This window comes from Xenorhabdus hominickii (assembly GCF_002632725.1).
GTDB classification, from domain to species: domain Bacteria; phylum Pseudomonadota; class Gammaproteobacteria; order Enterobacterales; family Enterobacteriaceae; genus Xenorhabdus; species Xenorhabdus hominickii.
Genome location: NZ_NJAI01000002.1, coordinates 396,604 through 416,391, shown reverse-complemented (window position 1 = coordinate 416,391; position 19,788 = coordinate 396,604). Strand labels below are relative to the sequence as shown.

The following is a 19,788-nucleotide window of genomic DNA, read 5'->3' as shown; positions in this document are numbered from 1 at the left end:
AATTAATGTGCGAGTTTAGCAGTTTTTAAATTTTACTTTACCGCGTTATTTCGGAGATATTTATGGATACATCTCAAACAGGTTCAATCGCGTCTACAGCTTCTGGCACAAGCGATCAGGCTACCTGGCGTAAATCTGACACAGTATGGATGTTGGGGTTATACGGTACAGCCATTGGTGCTGGCGTTTTGTTTCTTCCCATCAATGCTGGTATTGGTGGTTTAATACCACTCATTATCATGGCGATACTTGCTCTTCCTATGACATTTTTTGCTCACCGAGGGATGTGTCGTTTTGTCCTATCGGGCAAAAACAGCGGTGAAGATATTACAGGTGTGGTAGAAGAGCACTTTGGTAAAGTTGCAGGGTTCCTGATCACCATTCTCTACTTCTTTGCAATTTACCCTATCCTGCTAGTCTATAGTGTTGCACTGACCAATACGGTAGAAAGCTTTATCACTAACCAGTTACACATAAATGCGCCACCACGTGCGCTGCTGGCATTGATATTGCTTCTGGGTGTGATGAGCATTATCCGTTTCGGTGAGAAAGCTATTGTCAAGGCAATGAGTGTACTGGTATTCCCATTTGTCACCGTTTTGATGATCCTGGCGCTATATTTGATTCCACACTGGAACATGACTATCTTTGATACCTTGTCATTGGACAGCGCCTTGTCTACAACAAGTACAAGCAATAGTGGCCTGCTATTCACGTTGTGGTTAGCGATCCCTGTTATGGTTTTCTCTTTCAACCATTCTCCAATCATCTCTGCATTTGCTGTGGCGAAACGTGAAGAATACGGTGAATATGCAGAGAAAAAATGCTCACGCATTCTGGCCTATGCACACATCATGATGGTGATAACCGTGATGTTCTTTGTCTTCAGTTGTGTATTGAGCCTATCACCTGCAAACCTGGCAGAAGCAAAAGCACAAAACATTACTATCTTGTCTTATTTGGCTAACCATTTCCGAGTGCCTGCTATTGAATACATTGCACCATGCATCGCTTTCATTGCAATTACCAAATCTTTCCTTGGTCACTATCTGGGTGCCCGTGAAGGCTTCAACGGTATCATTAACAAAGCCCTGAGCACTCAAGGTAAAACTCTTCAGCACAAGACGCTGAATCGTATCACTAGCTTCTTTATGTTGGTAAGTGCTTGGCTTGTAGCTACTCTGAATCCAAGTATCCTGAATATCATCGAATCACTGGGTGGCCCAATCATTGCCATGATCCTGTTCATCATGCCAATGTACGCGATCCGTAAAGTTCCTGTTATGCGCAAATATGCAGGTAAACCAAGCAATATCTTTGTCGTTGTAACCGGTTCAATTGCTATCTCTGCGGCAATTTACTCAGTCATGTAATCAATACCCAGTAGCTGCCTTCTGTAACAGCAGCTCGAAAAAATGCCAGTCATCAAAAAGCGACTGGCATTTTTTTAAACTTCTTTTTAAACGTCTCACTAAGCGAATATCGAGTTAAACCAACCGCTAATTGTTTTCACAACGAAATCCCATATACGCCCAAAAAACCCACTCTCTTCCACATCCTCTTTAACTACTAACGGGCGCTGATCAATAACTTTATCATTCAATGTAAAATTCACAGTTCCCACGACCTGATTCTTCGCCAATGGCGCTTCGAGAACAGTTTTCTCCAAGGTAAAACTGACTTTCAAATTACTCATCTGTCCACGGGGGACTATCACTGAAGCGTCTTTCTCCAATCCCAAAGTGACTTCCGATTGGGTTCCGTACCATATTTTTTCCGTCACCAGCGCATCGCTGGCCTTCAAGGGAGTTGCCGATTCATAAAAACGAAATCCCCATGACAAAAGTTTCTCGCTATCTGAAAAGCGCATCCGATCACTAGGTGCACCCAATACCACCGAGATCAGACGCATTGGCCCTTCCGTTGCCGATGCAACAAGGTTATAGCCCGCACCACTGGTATGTCCGGTTTTCACACCATCCACATTCATGTTTTGGTTCCACAATAAACGATTGCGGTTAGGCTGACGGATATTATTAAAAGTAAATTCTTTCTCTTTATTAAGAGCATATTCTTCCGGTACATCACGGATCGTCGCCTGGCTCAAAAGTGCCATATCACGGGCTGTACTGAACTGCCCTTCTGCATCGAGGCCATGCACCGTCTTGAAATGAGTATTATTTAAACCCAATGTTTTTGAATACTTATTCATCAAATCAACGAACGAATCCTGACTTCCTGCCACATAATCGGCTAAGGCAATGCTCGCGTCATTACCAGATTGGATCACAATACCACGGTTCAGATCGATGACCTTAACCCGATCACCCGGTTTCAAAAACATCAGTGATGACCCCTTAAGCACCGGATTACCCGTCGCCCAAGCATCCTTGCCAACCGTCACCATATCTTCTGTGGAAATTTTACCTGATTTGATTGCCTGCCCAATCACATAGCTCGTCATTACCTTTGTTAAGCTCGCTGGATCTAACCGCTCATCAGCGTTATTTGCGGCTAGAATTTTTCCGCTGGCATAATCCATTAATACAAAGGCTTTCGCGTCAATTTCAAGTGCTGCGGGTTCATCTATTGCATATACATTGACACTTACCAGCCAAAAAACACTCAAGCCAACAGTAAAAGATTTGATTACCGATATCCTCTGTCTTTTTTTCATCATCGCTAGCCCTTTTTCTCTACTGCCCAACTTTGTATCTACGACTCAAATTTGTATCAACAAAGCAAATATAAAACTCTATTAATATAGGATGTTATGAGAGAAGACTCCAATCCAATAGCGTAAAGATTTTCCTGTCATTCAACTGATTTTATTGTCATATTATCGATAATTCAAAGTGACCTGACATAAGGAGAAAATAATGCTGACTGTCTGGGGTCGTAAAAACTCATCAAACGTGAAAAAAGTCCTTTGGTGTCTGGAAGAGCTCAACATTCCATATCAACAAATTGATGTTGGTGGTAAATTTGGCAAGCTCAACGAGCCTGAATACCTGCATATGAATCCCAATGCAGTTATTCCTTGTTTGCAGGAAGACGATTTTATCTTATGGGAATCAAACGCGATTGTACGTTATCTTGCCGCAAAATTTGGCAAGGACAGCCTTTATCCTGCCGATCTCCGAGAAAGAGCCAGCATTGAAAAATGGATGGATTGGGTAGGCTGTAATTTATTTCCCCCCATCAAACAATTCATGATCAATTTTGTCAGAACACCTGAAGATCAGCGTGATCCAAAAATCCTCACCCAAATTTTAGGGGAGATTGAAAAATTGCTGAAAATTGTCGATGACACACTCAACCATCAACAATACCTTTCCGGTGAAAAATTTGGTATGGTTGATATCGCCCTAGCTCCACTGGTTTATTTGTGGTTAAACGTAGAGATAGAGCGTCCATCACTGCCAAATCTAGAACGCTGGTATCAATTACTGACCAAAAGACCCGCTTTTCAAAAAATTGTTATGATCGAAATAAATTGATTCTTAGCTCATTGGCATTCTATCGGGATCTGGGAATTGGTACTCAAATCCCAGCTCTCGACAAATACGGCTACCATCGATCACCTTACCTTGGAGTTCTTTGTTTTCTGATGGCAAAAAATTTTCTGACGGTAAAAATTCTGGTGGTGTCAAACCGAGCTGGCGGCAAGCTGACGAATAAAACTCTGACCTTTTCGGATGGTTTGGCGCACACAGATTATAGATATGCCCACCTTCCGGCTGCTGGATCAGAAGCTTAATGGCCGAGATAACATCATCTTGATGAACCAAATTGACTACATTATCTCCCCCTTGAACTGCCTTTCTTCCGGCAAGGAAACGCCCTGCATGACGTCCGCCGCCGACCAAACCAGCCAAACGTAATATATCTACCGATGTATTGGGTAATTGATGCAGCCAGTTTTCCAACTCAACCAATGCCTTTGCTGATTGTGTTTCAGGACACAATGGCTCATCTTCATTGAGATAACCAACAGACGTGCCATACACAGAAGTTGAACTAGTGAAAATAATGCGCGGAATCGAATACGAAAGTGCAGTATCAACAATTAGCTGTACTGCTTTAACATATTCTTCCCCACCACCAGAGACACCGCTAACGGGCAATGACAGAACCAATACATCAACAAACATCAGTTGCTCGAGATCATCTGCATCACAAATAATCTGAGGGTTTAAATTCAGCAGATAACACCCTATACCACACATACATGCAGCTTCAACACCATCCGGGGTTGTTTTACTGCCAATTGCCTGCACCCCACTACGTTGTAGTGCTTGCGCCAATGGCATTCCCAGCCAGCCCAATCCAATAATGGAAACTTTTCTCACTATGATACTCCTCAAGACTGACATGACGTTGATCATTATATTATGTAATCATAGCTCACATGATCTGTATACCTCCTTAATGACAACCCCGGCATTTATCATAAGAAACGATAAGAAACAAATAGTTAACGCAATACAAACATCTTTTTTAAAAAAAAGTTTGCCTTTCATACATAAAATCGTATAGGTTAAAAGACAAGCAACCAATCCTTAGTCACAAACATGGCGCTAACTACCTAACAAAACAGCTTGTTAGCGTGCTTAATGACAAGGCACTATGATTTTAAATCAGGGCATTGGGATATTAAGTACAGAATGCTCGTTATAAAATACCCTTAACAAAATAGCCCGAACATAACATCAAACTCAGATAAAGAGATCGTATCTTATGAATCGTATTCAATTTAGCCATCATCATCACCATCATCCTGACTAGTCTTTCAGGCTGCTGTGTGCTGGAAGACATTTAACGCGTCTTCCGGTGGCATGAGTACGATGAAAAACCCTCGGAAGATTTTCCGGGGGTTTTTTGTTTGTAAATTTTGAATATTGAGATGGGGTAAACACAAAATGCTAGATAAGACACGCTTACGAGTAGCTATTCAAAAATCAGGCCGACTCAGTGATGATTCCAGAACATTGCTGGCACGCTGTGGTATCAAAATCAATTTACAACAGCAACGCTTGATTGCTTTTGCAGAAAATATGCCCATTGATATCCTACGTGTTCGCGATGATGATATTCCTGGCCTTGTCATGGATGGAGTTGTTGATTTAGGCATTATTGGTGAAAACGTTCTGGAAGAAGAGTTACTGACACGTCGGGCACAAGGGGACAATCCTCGCTATTTAACACTGCGCCGTCTCGATTTTGGTGAGTGTCGCCTTTCCCTTGCAACCCCTTTTGATTGCGCTTATACGGGTGCAGAATGCCTACAAGACTCCCGCATCGCTACGTCTTATCCACACTTATTGAAACGCTATCTGGATCAAAAAGGCATCCGCTTCAAATCCTGTCTCCTCAATGGCTCAGTAGAAGTTGCCCCCCGTGCAGGGCTGGCTGATGCCATCTGTGATTTAGTCTCAACAGGCGCCACACTGGAAGCTAATGGTTTACGAGAAGTCGAAGTTATTTATCGCTCAAAAGCCTGCCTTATCCAACGTGACGGAGAAATGCCAGAAGCAAAACAACAACTCATCGATAAGTTGATGCTCCGTATTCAGGGTGTCATTCAGGCACGAGAATCCAAGTACATTATGCTGCACGCCCCCAGTGACAAACTGGAGGAGATTATTTCCCTGCTACCGGGAGCCGAACGCCCTACTATTTTGCCACTGGCTGGAGCACAAAATCGTGTGGCTATGCACATGGTCAGTAGTGAAACTCTGTTCTGGGAAACCATGGAAAAACTCAAAGCACTGGGTGCCAGTTCGATTCTGGTTCTGCCAATTGAAAAAATGATGGAGTAACCTTGATGAACACCAATTTTAAAACCATCATTCGCTGGCAAGAATGTACGCCAACTCAGCAAAAGGCATTGTTGACCCGTCCGGCTATTGCCGCAGCAGAGGATATTTCCAGCACAGTTAAACAAATTCTGGAAATGGTAAAAACACGGGGTGATCAGGCAATAAAAGAATTTAGCCAACGCTTCGATAAAACGATTGTTGACTCTATCCAGATTTCGGCCAGTGAAGTGAATGCCGCCGTTAACCGCCTGACACCCGAAATTAAGCAAGCCATGCAACAGGCTATGAGCAATATCCGTCAGTTCCACGAAGCTCAAAAGCCGTCTGAAATTGACATTGAAACACTACCGGGTGTTCGATGCCAGCAAGTCACACGCCCGATAGATTCAGTCGGGCTCTACATTCCCGGCGGTTCAGCCCCCCTGCCTTCCACAGTATTAATGCTGGGTACCCCCGCTAATATCGCGCAATGTCGTCAAATCACCCTATGCTCTCCGCCTCCCATTGCCGATGAAATTCTTTATGCCGCACAATTATGCGGGATCACCGAAATCTTCCAAATTGGCGGAGCGCAAGCCATTGCGGCAATGGCATTCGGAACTGAATCCATACCCCAAGTAGATAAAATTTTTGGCCCCGGCAATGCATGGGTCACTGAAGCTAAACGTCAAGTGAGCCAGCGTATAGATGGTGCAGCAATCGATATGCCCGCAGGCCCATCAGAGGTACTGGTTATCGCTGATCGCGAAGCCAATCCGATATTTACAGCAGCGGATCTACTTTCTCAAGCAGAACACGGCCCTGATTCCCAAGTCATACTCGTGACGCCTGACGAAGATTTTGCTCAGCAGGTTATCCGTGAAATAGAGAATCAGCTTGCAGTATTACCCCGCCAGCAGATTGCAACCCAAGCCCTGCAAGCCAGTCGGATCATTATTACTGAAGATCTGGCGCAGTGCGTGGTGATCAGCAATCAATATGGCCCGGAACATTTGATCATTCAGACACGTCAACCGGAGCAACTTGTCGAACAGATTACCAGCGCTGGTTCCGTTTTCCTCGGTGACTGGTCGCCAGAGTCAGCAGGAGATTATGCATCGGGCACAAATCATGTCCTGCCAACCTACGGCTATACTTCAACCTATTCCAGCCTCGGTCTGGCGGATTTCCTGAAAAGAATGACCATCCAGCGGCTCACACCACAAGGATTGAAAACCTTAGCTCCAACGATCGAAATACTGGCACAGGCAGAACAACTCATCGCTCATAAAAATGCCGTTACATTACGCATAACCGCCCTGAATAACGCAGATTTGGGATCACAAAGCTAAGGAGCAATCATGAATAAGGTTTTTGATATCAATTCACTAGCAAGAGAAACTGTTCGCAACTTAGTTCCTTACATGTCTGCCCGCCGTTTGGGTGGCAATGGTGACGTTTGGCTAAATGCGAATGAATACCCCACGGCACCGAATTTCCAGCTTACCGAACACACACTTAATCGCTACCCCGAATGCCAGCCAGCAACGGTTATTCAACGTTATGCCAAGTACGCGGGCCTACAACCGGAACAAGTCCTTGTCAGTCGTGGGGCCGATGAATCCATCGAACTGTTGATCCGCGCTTTTTGCGAGCCGGGGAGTGATGCTGTACTGTTTTGCCCGCCAACTTACGGCATGTATGGCGTTAGTGCAGAAACCTTCGGCATTGAACAAAAAAAGATCCCGGTCAGCACGGACTGGCAACCAGATATTACCGCCATCAAAAATAATCTGGATCGAGTCAAGCTAATCTACATCTGTAGCCCCAACAATCCCACTGGCAACCTGATTGATCCGGCTGCATTACGCCAGATCCTTGAACTTGCCCGTAACCGTGCCATTGTTGCCATTGATGAGGCCTATATCGAATTTTGTCCGCAACATGCTTCCACCCAGACTACCACCCGCTGGCTGCAAGACTACCCTCATTTGGTCATTTTGCGAACCCTCTCGAAAGCTTTCGCTTTGGCTGGATTGCGCTGTGGATTTACGCTGGCTTCTCCCGATATCATCACATTGATGCTAAAAGTGATTGCACCTTATCCACTTGCTACACCTGTCGCGGATATTGCTGCACAAGCACTAACAGAAACAGGCATTCGTACCATGCAAAATCGCGCGGCAGAAATCGTCAGTAATCGGACTTATCTCCAGCAATCATTGAATAATTTGACGTTGGTTGAAACCGTGTTTCCGAGCGAAACCAACTATATTTTGGTGAGGTTTACCGATGCAGAACTTGTATTCAAATCCCTATGGGATCAGGGGATTATCTTGCGTGATCAGCGAAAACAACCGGGATTAGAGAATTGCCTACGCATCACCATTGGGAATCGAAATGAATGTGAGAAATTGGTTAATGCCATTAGTACGCTTTCCAACCAAACTCAACCAATCAAGGAAACTGAAAATCCATGAGCCAGAAACTGCTTTTTATCGACCGTGATGGGACGCTGATTACCGAACCACCTAGCGATTATCAAGTCGATCGTCTTGATAAATTAGCCTTTGAATCGGATGTGATCCCTGCCCTGTTATCCCTGCAAAAAGCAGGTTATAAGCTGGTTATGGTTACTAATCAGGATGGATTAGGTACGGACAATTTTCCACAAGCTGATTTTACTCCACCACACGATCTGATGATGCAGGTTTTCACTTCGCAAGGCATTCGCTTTGAAGACGTCCTGATTTGTCCTCACACCCCCGAAGATAACTGTCAATGTCGTAAGCCAAAACTTGGTTTAGTGAAAAAATATCTGGCAGGCCATACGATCAATACAGAAAACATCGATACAGCAAATAGTTATGTCATCGGTGATCGAGAAACAGATCTGCAACTCGCTCAAAATATGGGCATTCAAGGCATTCGCTATCAGCCCGGCTCATATGGCTGGTCAACAATTTGTGAAAGACTGATTTGTGAAAAAATGACTAAAAAAGATCGCCATGCTCACGTTGAACGGAAAACCAAAGAAACAGTCATTGATATTGAAATCTGGCTGGATCACGAAGGTGGAAGCCGTATCAATACGGGCGTAGGTTTCTTTGATCATATGTTGGATCAAATCGCAACTCATGGCGGGTTCCGCATGAATATACAAGTCAAGGGTGACCTCTATATCGATGATCATCACACGGTTGAAGATACAGGGTTGGCTCTGGGTGAAGCCTTGAAACAGGCTCTGGGTGATAAACGCGGCATTGCCCGGTTTGGCTTTATGCTGCCAATGGATGAATGCCTTGCTCGTTGTGCCTTGGATATATCCGGCCGCCCTCACCTTGAATATAAAGCCGAATTTAAACATCAGCGGGTCGGGGATTTAAGCACAGAGATGATCGAACACTTTTTCCGTTCTCTCTCTTATACGATGGGATGCACTTTGCACCTGAAAACCAAAGGAAAAAATGACCACCATCGGGCAGAAAGCCTGTTCAAAGTCTTTGGTCGGACATTAAGACAAGCCATTCGTGTAGAAGGCGATACTTTGCCCAGCTCAAAGGGTGTTTTATAAGGAAATGTTATAAAGGAAGCCATGATGAACGTTGTTATTCTGGATACAGGCTGCGCCAACCTTGCTTCTGTTGCCTATGCCATCTGCCGATTAGGTTATGATCCGATAGTCAGTTTAGATGCAAATATCGTGCGTTCAGCCGATAAACTATTCCTGCCGGGAGTCGGGACGGCTACGGCCGCAATGGAACAGCTCGAACAACGGCAACTAATACCTTTGATTCGTTCACTCTCTCAGCCCGTATTGGGTATTTGCCTCGGTATGCAATTATTGGCTGCCGTCAGTGCGGAAGGCGATAACGTCCCCTTATTACAGTTAATTGAAGCACCAGTCAAAAAGATGGCAACTGCGGGCCTGCCATTACCTCACATGGGCTGGAACCAAGTAAAAACACAGGAAGGTCATCCCCTGTTTCGTCATATTACTGATAACGAACGCTTCTATTTTGTCCATAGTTATGCGCTGCCTGTCGGTGAATATACGATTGCCCAAACGGAATATGGTAATTCATTTAGCAGTGCCATTGCACAAGACAATTTTTTGGGTGTGCAGTTTCACCCTGAACGCTCAGGTGCAGCAGGCGCACAATTACTAAAAAATTTTTTGGAGATGTAAGCGCATGATTATACCTGCATTAGACTTAATCGACGGTAATGTGGTGCGTTTGCATCAGGGAGATTACGAACAGCGTCGGGATTATGGAAATTCCCCACTTTCGCACCTGCTACAGTACGAACAAGCAGGCGCCAAGTTATTGCATTTGGTGGATCTTACTGGTGCAAAAGATCCAACCAAGCGCCAGATCGCACTTCTGAAAACGCTATTAGCAGGTGTTTCTGTTCCTGTTCAAGTCGGGGGAGGCATTCGTTCAGAAAATGATGTCATAGCACTTCTCGAAGCAGGTGCAAACCGAGTTGTGATTGGCTCTACTGCCGTTACACAACCTGAATTAGTTAAACAATGGTTTCAACTATATGGTGCGGAATCGATTGTATTGGCGCTGGATATCCGCATAAGCCATGACGGTGTTAAACAAATCGCCATCAGTGGCTGGCAGAAAAATAGCCATGCCACTCTTGAAGAAATCATTGAGCAATATCTTCCTGTTGACCTCAAACATGTTTTATGTACTGATATTTCCCGTGACGGCACTTTAAGCGGCTCCAATATCGCTCTCTATCAGGAAATCAGCCAGCAATATCCACAAATCCAGTTTCAAGCCTCTGGCGGCATCGGAAGTCTCACGGATATCTCCCCTCTGCCAACGGCTGGTGTGGCAGGTGTGATTGTCGGACGTGCTCTGCTTGAAGGAAAATTTACACTGACGGAGGCAACCCAATGTTGGCAAAACGCATAATTCCATGCCTTGATGTTCGCGATGGGCAAGTCGTCAAAGGCGTCCAATTCCGCAATCATGAAATCATTGGTGATATCGTCCCCCTCGCACAACGCTATGCCCAAGAAGGGGCTGATGAATTGGTCTTTTACGATATTACCGCCTCTTCTGATGGTCGGATGGTAGATAAAAGCTGGGTGGCAAAGGTGGCTGAAGTTATCGACATTCCTTTCTGTGTAGCAGGAGGTATTAAAACTGTCGAAGAAGCAGGCCAAATTTTATCGTTTGGTGCAGACAAAATTTCCATCAACTCACCTGCTCTCGCAGATCCGGATCTGATTAACCGTCTGGCTGATCGCTATGGTGTTCAATGTGTCGTTGTCGGTATTGATACGTGGTTTGATGAGAAAAATCACAGTTATCAGGTTTACCAATTTACGGGGGACGAAAAGCGAACAACCGTAACACAATGGCAGACGCTGGATTGGGTCAAAGAAGTACAACGACGCGGGGCTGGTGAGATTGTCCTGAATATGATGAATCAGGATGGCGTCCGTAATGGCTATGATCTCACTCAATTAAAATTGGTTCGCGATATTTGTTTTGTACCGCTGGTTGCTTCTGGCGGAGCGGGTACACCCGAGCATTTTCTGGATGCATTTAAAATCGCAAATGTTGATGGTGCTTTGGCTGCATCCGTTTTTCACAAACAGATCATTAAAATAAGTGAACTCAAACAATATCTTGCCACACAGAATGTCGAGGTCAGAATATGCTAACAATGCGACAACTAACAACGCGGCAATTAACAACACAAAAAATCGAGAAGCTGGATTGGGAAAAGGTGAATAATCTGATGCCCGTTATCGTCCAACATGCCATCTCCGGTGCCGTGTTGATGATGGGTTACATGGATCAGGAAGCGTTGAAAGTCACACTCGATTCAGGCAAAGTCACCTTTTTTTCCCGTACCAAACAGCGGTTATGGACAAAAGGCGAAAGCTCCGGCCATTTTTTGAATTTGGTGGATATCTACCCTGATTGTGACAACGATACCCTACTCGCCCTTGTTAACCCGATTGGTCCAACCTGCCATCAAGGCACTGAGAGCTGTTTTGCCCCCGCGCAAACCGATTGGGGTTTCCTCTATCAACTGGAGCAGTTACTGGCAAGCCGAAAAAATGCCTCGCCGGACAGTTCTTATACCGCCCGCTTATACGCCAGCGGGACAAAACGTATCGCCCAGAAAGTAGGTGAAGAAGGCGTAGAAACGGCATTGGCAGCCACGGTTAACGATAGAGAAGAATTAACCAATGAAGCTGCTGATTTGATTTATCACCTACTAGTCTTACTGCAAGATCAAAATCTAGATTTAAGCTGTATTATCCGTCAATTACGGGAGCGGCACTCAATCAACGCATAGTTTTAACTGAAGAATGGTTTTAACTAAGTCATAGTTTTAATCAAAGAATAATCTTGGACGCTTGGCATTGAAGTTCACTAAACCTTGCCATAAAAATGGCAAGGTTTAGTGAGATTAATTTGCTATTTGTTACATTGCTGCTTTAAAGATAGCCACAATTTCTTCATGTGAAGCTTGAATCGGATTAGTGAAACCGCAAGCATCTTTCAACGCATTAGTCGCCAATATTGGCAAATCTTCCTCTTTCACATTCAGTGCAGATAAACCGGCCGGAATATTGACATCTGTTGCCAATGTACTAATCGCGTGAATACAGGCTTCAGCGCCTTGTTCATCATTCAGATTTGTCACATCAACACCCATAGCAACAGCAATCTCTTTCAGACGAACAGCAGAAACTTTTGCATTGAATCTCTGTACATGTGGCAATAAAACCGCATTACAGACCCCATGAGGTAAATCATAAAATCCACCTAACTGGTGCGCCATGGCATGGACATACCCCAAAGAAGCATTATTAAACGCCATTCCTGCCAGAAACTGGGCATAAGCCATATTTTCACGTGCTTCCATATCACTGCCATTTTCAACTGCGCGGCGTAAATTATTGCTAATCATTGTCACGGCTTTTAACGCACAAGCATCAGTGATCGGGTTCGCTGCCGTAGAGACATAAGCTTCAATAGCATGAGTCAGTGCGTCCATGCCCGTCGCAGCCGTCAACCCTTTCGGCATCGCCGCCATTAAAGCAGAATCATTGACTGACAAAATAGGCGTTACATTTTTATCCACAATCGCCATTTTGATATGACGTTCTACATCCGTGATAATACAAAAGCGAGTCATTTCAGAAGCCGTACCGGCTGTCGTATTGATAGCAATCAGAGGTAACTGAGGTTTAGCTGAACGATCAACCCCTTCATAATCACGAATATCCCCACCGTTAGTTGCCACCATCGCAATACCTTTGGCACAATCATGTGGAGACCCCCCACCTAAAGAGATCACACAATCGCAGTCATGCCGGCGTAAGATCTCCAATCCCTCCTCCACATTAATGGTGGTTGGGTTTGGATTTGTACCATCATAAATCGCACTTTTTATCCCTACATCCGCCAGCAAAGTCTGAACTTTTGTAACAACACCAATCTCGTTTAACACGCGGTCAGTAACAATTAGAGCTTGTCTGTAGCCATAGTTTTTTATTAAATCAACGGCTTCAGTCATGCACCCCATACCGATTTTATTCACAGGCGGGATAAAGAAAGTTGATACTGCCATGTGGAACTCCTTAGATTTTACTGAAGTATTTCAAATCTCAATGTCAGAGAATTTAATTACAATGTGACATTTATCTCTTTCAGTAATTTTGACCAGAATCAATAATTACTCATATCAACGTAAAAACAGGTATCAACTTTCACTTTGAGTTTATATAGGAAAAGATTTTGCTAAAAAATGACATTTTCGAACGTCTTACAACCTTATTGGATACTCATCATGCCTGCTATCGTGTTATGGAACATACCACTGGCGGCCGTTCAGAAGAGGTTGCAAAAATACGGGGAACTCACTTAGGACAAGGTGCCAAGGGCTTGGTTTGCCATATTAAAGGGAATGCCTATCGGCAATATATACTCGCCGTTTTACCTGCTGACCAACAAGCCGATCTTGTGACTCTCGCCAAGCAAGTCGGCGGAACCCGGGCATCACTGGCAAGCCCAAAAGAAGTCTCTGAATTAACACGCTGTGTTTTTGGTGCTATACCACCGTTTAGCTTTCACCCTCATTTGAAGCTCGTTGCCGACCCTCTTTTATTCGAACGTTATAATGAACTGGCATTTAATGCCGGTAGTTTAGAACGTTCCATTATTTTAAATACGGGCGATTACTGCCGCATCGCCAAACCAGAATTGGTGGCGTTTCGTAAAATGCCTGATTAGCTAACCTCAAGAAAATACACTATTTATTAAAAGTGACTAACATCTTGAAATCCATTGGGTATACCTTTTGCTATAATTTAACCAGACAAAAATAGGTGATTATTATATGAGTAATGTTTTTGTTCTGGTAATGGTTGTGCTTACTATCATTATTGCTGCACTATTTCTCTACCATCATGATGCAGAAATAGCGCGGTGGCTGGAAAAATTTGCACAACATTTACTCCAGCAGTAACTGCCGATTTAATACGTTTATCCAACAAAAAGGTGCTGAATTTTCAGCACCTTTTTTAGCTATTTTATTGATTCACTAACAAGTAATATCTGACAATTATTCCAACCATTCAGTATGGAAAATACCTTCTTTATCAGTACGCTTGTAAGTGTGTGCACCAAAGTAATCGCGCTGTGCCTGAATCAAATTAGCTGGCAATACCGCTGAACGATAACTGTCGTAATAAGAAATAGCGGCAGAGAATGTTGGTGTTGGGATGCCATTCTGAACGCCATATGAAACAACGTCACGCAGAGCTTGCTGATATTCATCTGCGATTTGTTTGAAGTAAGGAGCTAACAGCAAGTTAGCAATCGCCGGATTTTCGTTATACGCATCTGTAATTTTTTGCAAGAATTGTGCGCGAATGATACAACCTGCACGAAAGATCTTAGCAATTTCACCGTAATTCAGATCCCAATCATATTCATCCGATGCCGCTTTAAGCTGCTGGAAGCCCTGTGCATAAGAGACGATTTTACCCAAATACAGAGCACGGCGAACTTTTTCGATAAATTCGGCCTTGTCACCGTTAAATGACTGAGCTTCTGGGCCTGACAACACTTTAGATGCCGCTACGCGCTGATCTTTCAAAGAAGAGATGTAACGTGCGAATACGGATTCCGTAATCAATGTCACTGGCACACCCAGATCCAATGAACTTTGGCTAGTCCATTTCCCTGTACCTTTGTTGGCGGCTTCATCCAGAATCACGTCAACCAGATATTTCCCCTCTTCATCTTGCTTACGGAAAATATCAGCCGTGATTTCAATTAAGTAGCTGCTCAATTCACCTTGATTCCAGTCATTGAACACATCAGCCAGTTCCTGATTGCTCAGACTCAAGGCGTTTTTCAGCAATGAATAAGCTTCTGCAATCAACTGCATATCGCCATATTCAATGCCATTGTGAACCATCTTAACATAATGACCAGCACCATCTGCACCAATATAAGTGACACAAGGTTCACCCTCAACTTGCGCCGCGATCTCTTTCAGAATTGGTGCAACCAGCTCATAGGCTTCTTTCTGGCCGCCCGGCATGATGGAAGGGCCTTTCAATGCACCTTCTTCCCCGCCAGAAACCCCTGTGCCGATAAAGTTGAAACCCTGAGCAGACAGCTCACGATTACGGCGGATCGTATCCTGAAAATAGGTGTTGCCACCATCGATCAGAATGTCACCCTTATCCAAATGTGGCGTCAGTGAAGCAATCGTTTTATCCGTAGCTTCACCAGCCTTAACCATCAACAGAATACGACGTGGCTTTTCCAGCGAATCGACAAACTCTTCAATGGAATAACTTGGAACTAATTTTTTCCCTGGATTTTCAGCAATAACTTCATCAGTTTTATCGCTGGAGCGGTTGAAAATAGATACAGAGTAACCACGGCTTTCAATATTCAACGCCAGATTGCGACCCATTACCGCCATACCGACAACACCGATCTGTTGTTTGGACATGAATAACTCCCGTCTAATAATGACTGCTGCCCACCCAAGATGCAGTACATAACGCTGCTATATGCCGTATGCAACAAAACAGAGTGGACAATTTGTTAATGAGATCACATGTTAACTCAGGAATGGTCATAGAGGGTAGTTATTGATGCAATCGATACCGTTATGACATTTTTTTGCTGAAAAAATTTCCAACTGAGATAAATCATCTATTGATATTTCGGATTTCAGTACGCATTATTCAGTAGTCGGCAGAAGCCGTCATACTACAAGGTAAAATAAACTGTATGGAATGGATCGCTGATCCGACGATATGGGCTGGTCTGGCCACACTTATCGTTTTAGAAATTGTTCTCGGAATTGACAACTTAATATTTATTGCCATTCTGGCAGACAAGCTTCCTGAAAAACAGAGAGATAAAGCTCGCGTGACAGGGCTTTCCTTTGCCCTGATCATGAGGATATTGCTACTCTTAAGCCTATCTTGGCTCATAACTATGACCAAACCGCTGGTTACCTTATGGGAGCATCCTTTCAGCGCCCGTGATTTAATTATGCTGATAGGGGGGATTTTTCTGTTATTTAAATCCACAATGGAATTAAATGAAAGGTTAGAAGGAAAAAACTTACACACCAATCAACAACGCAAAGAAGCTAGCTTCTGGGCGGTTGTCGTGCAAATTATTGTTTTGGATGCCGTATTCTCACTGGATTCCGTCGTCACAGCCGTAGGTATGGTCAGTCAAATTGGTATCATGATTGCCGCTGTTATTATCGCCATGATCCTGATGATATGGGCCAGCAAGCCTCTGACAAAATTTGTCAATGCTCATCCGACGATTGTTATCCTGTGTCTCAGCTTCCTGCTGATGATCGGTTTCAGCTTGGTTGCGGAAGGCTTTGGCTATCAAATTCCGAAAGGCTATCTCTATGCCGCCATCGGCTTCTCCATCATGATTGAGACATTAAACCAGTTAGCTCAATTCAATCGCCGCAAATTCTTGAGCGCTTCCCGCTCGCTGCGCGAAAGAACCGCAGAGGCCGTTCTCCATATTCTAAATGGCAAACGGGAAAATGCAGCACTGGATAATCACACGTCCAATCTAATTGCGGATCATACAGACAACAAAGAAATCTTCGAGCCTCAAGAACGCCAGATGATTGCCCGTGTTCTCAGTATGGCACAGCGCACTGTCAGCAGCATCATGACCTCACGTCATGACGTGGTTTATCTTGATGTACATGCCCCAACGAAAAAACTGGCCAAACTGCTGGAGCAAAAGCCACATACTCGAATTGTCGTCACAGATGAACAAATCAGTGATGAACCTCTCGGTGTAGTGCATGTTATTGATATCCTGAATCAGCAACTGACTCACAAAACTTGCGATTTACGGAAATTAGTGCAGCAACCGCTGATTTTCCCGGAATCCCTTTCTTTATTGCAAGCACTGGAACAGTTTCGTCAGGCACAAACACATTTTGCCTTTGTGGTTGATGAATTCGGTTCCGTTGAAGGTGTGGTCACCGTCACTGATGTGATGGAAACCATTACCGGCAACCTGCCTGTAGGGGGTGGAGAGCTTGATGCACGTCATGATATTCAAGTCATGGAAGAAGGGTATTGGGTTGCCAATGGGTTTATGCCACTGGAGGATTTAGTCCTTTACGTGCCACTGCCATTGGATGAAAAACGCGAATATCAGACTCTAGCAGGCTTGTTAATGGAACATCTACAACATATTCCACAACAAGGTGAACAGTTACAGATTGGTGATTATCTGTTTGAACCACTGGAAGTCACTAGCCACCGCATCAACAAAGTGAAAATTACCTCACTGAAAGTGGAAGAAAAGACAGAAGTATAATCCACTATTTTTGAGGTTACGTCAGCTAATAAAAAACCGGCATAAGTCCGGTTTTTTTTATTCCTATAAGTTTTATCAGCTTCATTTAATTTTTAGGGTATTTGCTTTTCATTGTCCTAAGTACAATTGGTGCCATTCAATGGCAGTTAGCGGGGATGTCGCCACCGCCTTCATCACGGCCCAGAAACTTTGTAAAGCACCTTCTGTGGCTGAGTTAGCAATACACCTATTTATTGTTGATAAAATGAGGGTTTTATATGAATACAAAATATTTTGCATTACTGACACATGCCGGCACAGGCAAACTGGAAAAAGCCGCCTCATCAGGCCATAAACTTGAAATTACTCATATGGCTGTAGGCGACGGGGGAGGCAGTTTAGTAACTCCACATGCCAGCCAATCCAAACTGATTAATGAAATACATCGTGCTGAAATTAATACCTTTACTATCAATCCTCAAAACTCCAACCAAATTATCGCCGAACAGATAATTCCTGAAGGCAAAGGTAATTGGTGGATTCGGGAAATGGGGCTATTTGATAAAGATGGCACACTCATTGCCGTCGGAAACTGCGCTGATCTCTACAAACCTGAATCGCAGGAACAAACCATCCACATGAATTTGACAGTCAGTGGCAATGGCCTGACAGATTGGATAAAAGGGCTGATTTCCGGCCTGGCAACTCGCCAATATGTAAGAGACAAAATTAAAGAACACACAGAAAGCCGTAACCACCCTGATGCAACATTAACACAGAAAGGATTTGTTGCATTGAATAGTGCAGTAAACAGTGACGCTGAAACACATGCAGCCACGCCCAAAGCGATAAAAACGGCATATGAATTAGCCAATAAAGCCTATGAGCTGGCGACTACGATATCTTCTACAGATAAATATGTACCAGTAACACGCAAAATCAATGGCAAAGAACTGTCCAGAGATATTGGGCTGACAGCACAGGATGTCGACGCCTATGACAAAATCCAAACAAATTCCCTTGTCGATGGAGCGAAACACGTAGCAAATACAGCGATTGATATTGCGAATACCAAAGTGCCATTGTCTCGTAAGGTCAATGGCAAAGAGCTGGTAAACGATGTTGAACTGTCCGCGCTTGATGTGAATGCCTACAGCAGGCAGGATACTGATGGGCTTATCGAAACAGTTAACAAGTTGGCTAACACCGCTAACCAGAATGCCATCCATGCCCTTAAACAGGCAGAACAGAATGTCCCACAAACTCGTAAGGTTAATAATAAAGAGTTAACCACTGACATCCAACTGACTGTGGATGATATCGGTACCTATAACAAGAAAGAAATAGAAGACCGCATCAGCACCGTGCAGCTATCGGCTGAGACGGCCAATAAAAATGCCACCACCGCGATCCAGCAAGCTGAGAAAAGCGTTCCGTTAACCCGCAAGGTCAATAACAAGGAGCTGGTGACCGACATTCACCTGACGGCGGGTGATATCGGTACCTATGACAAGAAGGACATAGAAGACCGCATCAGCACCGTGCAGCTATCGGCTGAGACAGCGAATAAAAATGCCACCACCGCGATCCAGCAAGCTGAGAAGAGCGTTCCGTTAACCCGCAAGGTCAATAACAAGGAGCTGGTGACCGACATTCACCTGACGGCAGGTGATATTGGTACCTATGACAAGAAGGACATAGAAGACCGCATCAGCACCGTGCAGCTATCGGCTGAGACAGCGAATAAAAATGCCACCACCGCGATCCAGCAAGCTGAGAAGAGCGTTCCATCAATCCGTAAGGTCAATAACAAGGAGCTGGTGACCGACATTCACCTGACGGCAGGTGATATTGGTACCTATGACAAGAAGGAAATAGAAGACCGCATCGGCACCGTGCAGCTATCGGCTGAGACAGCGAATAAAAATGCCACCACCGCGATCCAGCAAGCTGAGAAGAGCGTCCCGTTAACCCGTAAGGTCAATAACAAGGAACTGGTGACCGACATTCACCTGACGGCGGGTGATATCGGCACCTATGACAAGAAGGACATAGAAGCCCGCATCGGCACCGTGCAGCTATCGGCTGAGACAGCGAATAAAAATGCCACCACCGCGATCCAGCAAGCT

At 44.4% G+C, this 19,788-nt stretch carries 19 protein-coding genes and 1 other annotated feature; of the genes, 15 read left to right on the top strand and 4 right to left on the bottom strand.

The features are described 5' to 3' along the window. Nucleotides 1-62 precede the first annotated feature (62 nt). Entirely contained in the window at nucleotides 63-1,373 is a 1,311-nt protein-coding gene (locus tag Xhom_RS09065; RefSeq protein ID WP_069316419.1) for an HAAAP family serine/threonine permease, read from the top strand. Nucleotides 1,374-1,471: 98 nt separating this feature from the next. Here Xhom_RS09065 and Xhom_RS09060 read toward each other — a convergent pair whose 3' ends face one another. Further along, nucleotides 1,472-2,680 carry a serine hydrolase gene (locus tag Xhom_RS09060; protein ID WP_069316420.1) on the bottom strand — a complete coding sequence of 403 codons (1,209 nt, stop codon included), beginning with the start codon at nucleotides 2,678-2,680 and terminating at the stop codon, nucleotides 1,472-1,474. Nucleotides 2,681-2,879: 199 nt separating this feature from the next. On the opposite strand from Xhom_RS09060, the gene Xhom_RS09055 reads away from it, so the two are divergent. Beyond that, on the top strand, nucleotides 2,880-3,500 hold the full coding sequence (locus Xhom_RS09055) for a glutathione S-transferase family protein (protein ID WP_069316421.1): 621 nt from the start codon (nucleotides 2,880-2,882) through the stop codon (nucleotides 3,498-3,500). A gap of 3 nt (nucleotides 3,501-3,503) precedes the next feature. On the opposite strand, the gene Xhom_RS09050 is transcribed toward Xhom_RS09055, so the two are convergent. Then, on the bottom strand, nucleotides 3,504-4,352 hold the full coding sequence (locus tag Xhom_RS09050) for an SDR family oxidoreductase (RefSeq protein WP_069316422.1): 849 nt from the start codon (nucleotides 4,350-4,352) through the stop codon (nucleotides 3,504-3,506). Between the two features lie 388 nt (nucleotides 4,353-4,740). On the opposite strand from Xhom_RS09050, the gene hisL reads away from it, so the two are divergent. From hisL to hisIE, 9 genes are all read left to right on the top strand, one after another. Then, complete coding sequence (gene hisL, locus Xhom_RS27080; protein ID WP_139837445.1) at nucleotides 4,741-4,788, top strand: his operon leader peptide; 48 nt, start codon at nucleotides 4,741-4,743, stop codon at nucleotides 4,786-4,788. Then, nucleotides 4,764-4,886, top strand: a sequence feature (His leader region). It overlaps the preceding gene by 25 nt. Nucleotides 4,887-4,922: 36 nt before the next feature. Then, nucleotides 4,923-5,822: an ATP phosphoribosyltransferase gene (gene hisG / locus Xhom_RS09045; protein ID WP_069316423.1), complete on the top strand. Its 900-nt coding sequence runs from the start codon at nucleotides 4,923-4,925 to the stop codon at nucleotides 5,820-5,822. Between the two features lie 2 nt (nucleotides 5,823-5,824). Further along, nucleotides 5,825-7,153: a histidinol dehydrogenase gene (gene hisD, locus Xhom_RS09040; RefSeq protein WP_169928420.1), complete on the top strand. Its 1,329-nt coding sequence runs from the start codon at nucleotides 5,825-5,827 to the stop codon at nucleotides 7,151-7,153. A 9-nt stretch (nucleotides 7,154-7,162) separates the two neighbouring features. Next, the gene (gene hisC / locus Xhom_RS09035) at nucleotides 7,163-8,281 is read left to right on the top strand and encodes a histidinol-phosphate transaminase (RefSeq protein WP_069316425.1); all 1,119 of its coding nucleotides are present in this window, start codon (nucleotides 7,163-7,165) and stop codon (nucleotides 8,279-8,281) included. Further along, the gene (gene hisB / locus Xhom_RS09030) at nucleotides 8,278-9,375 is read left to right on the top strand and encodes a bifunctional histidinol-phosphatase/imidazoleglycerol-phosphate dehydratase HisB (protein WP_069316426.1); all 1,098 of its coding nucleotides are present in this window, start codon (nucleotides 8,278-8,280) and stop codon (nucleotides 9,373-9,375) included. Before hisC ends, hisB begins: the two co-directional genes overlap by 4 nt. Nucleotides 9,376-9,399: 24 nt before the next feature. Continuing rightward, a complete protein-coding gene (gene hisH / locus Xhom_RS09025; protein WP_069316427.1) occupies nucleotides 9,400-9,990 on the top strand; it encodes an imidazole glycerol phosphate synthase subunit HisH in 591 nt (196 codons plus the stop codon). Nucleotides 9,991-9,994: 4 nt separating this feature from the next. Next, nucleotides 9,995-10,732: a 1-(5-phosphoribosyl)-5-[(5-phosphoribosylamino)methylideneamino]imidazole-4-carboxamide isomerase gene (gene hisA / locus Xhom_RS09020; protein ID WP_069316428.1), complete on the top strand. Its 738-nt coding sequence runs from the start codon at nucleotides 9,995-9,997 to the stop codon at nucleotides 10,730-10,732. Then, nucleotides 10,714-11,490 (top strand): imidazole glycerol phosphate synthase subunit HisF, encoded by a 777-nt coding sequence (hisF, locus tag Xhom_RS09015; protein WP_069316429.1) that lies wholly within the window; start codon nucleotides 10,714-10,716, stop codon nucleotides 11,488-11,490. Before hisA ends, hisF begins: the two co-directional genes overlap by 19 nt. A 2-nt stretch (nucleotides 11,491-11,492) precedes the next feature. Continuing rightward, complete coding sequence (hisIE, locus tag Xhom_RS09010; protein WP_069318453.1) at nucleotides 11,493-12,134, top strand: bifunctional phosphoribosyl-AMP cyclohydrolase/phosphoribosyl-ATP diphosphatase HisIE; 642 nt, start codon at nucleotides 11,493-11,495, stop codon at nucleotides 12,132-12,134. Between the two features lie 129 nt (nucleotides 12,135-12,263). Here the strand turns inward: hisIE and yiaY are convergent, their stop codons facing one another. Then, nucleotides 12,264-13,415, bottom strand: a complete 1,152-nt coding sequence (gene yiaY / locus Xhom_RS09005; protein ID WP_069316430.1) for an L-threonine dehydrogenase — start codon at nucleotides 13,413-13,415, stop codon at nucleotides 12,264-12,266. 167 nt (nucleotides 13,416-13,582) lie between these two features. Between yiaY and Xhom_RS09000 the strand changes: the two genes are divergently transcribed. Next, nucleotides 13,583-14,077, top strand: coding sequence for a YbaK/prolyl-tRNA synthetase associated domain-containing protein (locus tag Xhom_RS09000; protein WP_069316431.1), 495 nt, complete (start codon nucleotides 13,583-13,585; stop codon nucleotides 14,075-14,077). 106 nt (nucleotides 14,078-14,183) lie between these two features. Next, a complete protein-coding gene (locus Xhom_RS39870; protein WP_257784761.1) occupies nucleotides 14,184-14,312 on the top strand; it encodes a hypothetical protein in 129 nt (42 codons plus the stop codon). A gap of 96 nt (nucleotides 14,313-14,408) precedes the next feature. On the opposite strand, the gene gndA is transcribed toward Xhom_RS39870, so the two are convergent. After that, nucleotides 14,409-15,815: an NADP-dependent phosphogluconate dehydrogenase gene (gene gndA, locus Xhom_RS08995; protein ID WP_069316432.1), complete on the bottom strand. Its 1,407-nt coding sequence runs from the start codon at nucleotides 15,813-15,815 to the stop codon at nucleotides 14,409-14,411. A 284-nt stretch (nucleotides 15,816-16,099) separates the two neighbouring features. Between gndA and Xhom_RS08990 the strand changes: the two genes are divergently transcribed. Together Xhom_RS08990 and Xhom_RS08985 are read left to right on the top strand one after the other, a co-directional pair. Next, a complete protein-coding gene (locus Xhom_RS08990) occupies nucleotides 16,100-17,680 on the top strand; it encodes a TerC family protein (protein ID WP_069316433.1) in 1,581 nt (526 codons plus the stop codon). 257 nt (nucleotides 17,681-17,937) lie between these two features. Then, nucleotides 17,938-19,788 (top strand): phage tail protein (locus Xhom_RS08985; RefSeq protein WP_099139722.1); only part of this gene is annotated, 1,851 nt, incomplete at its 3' end.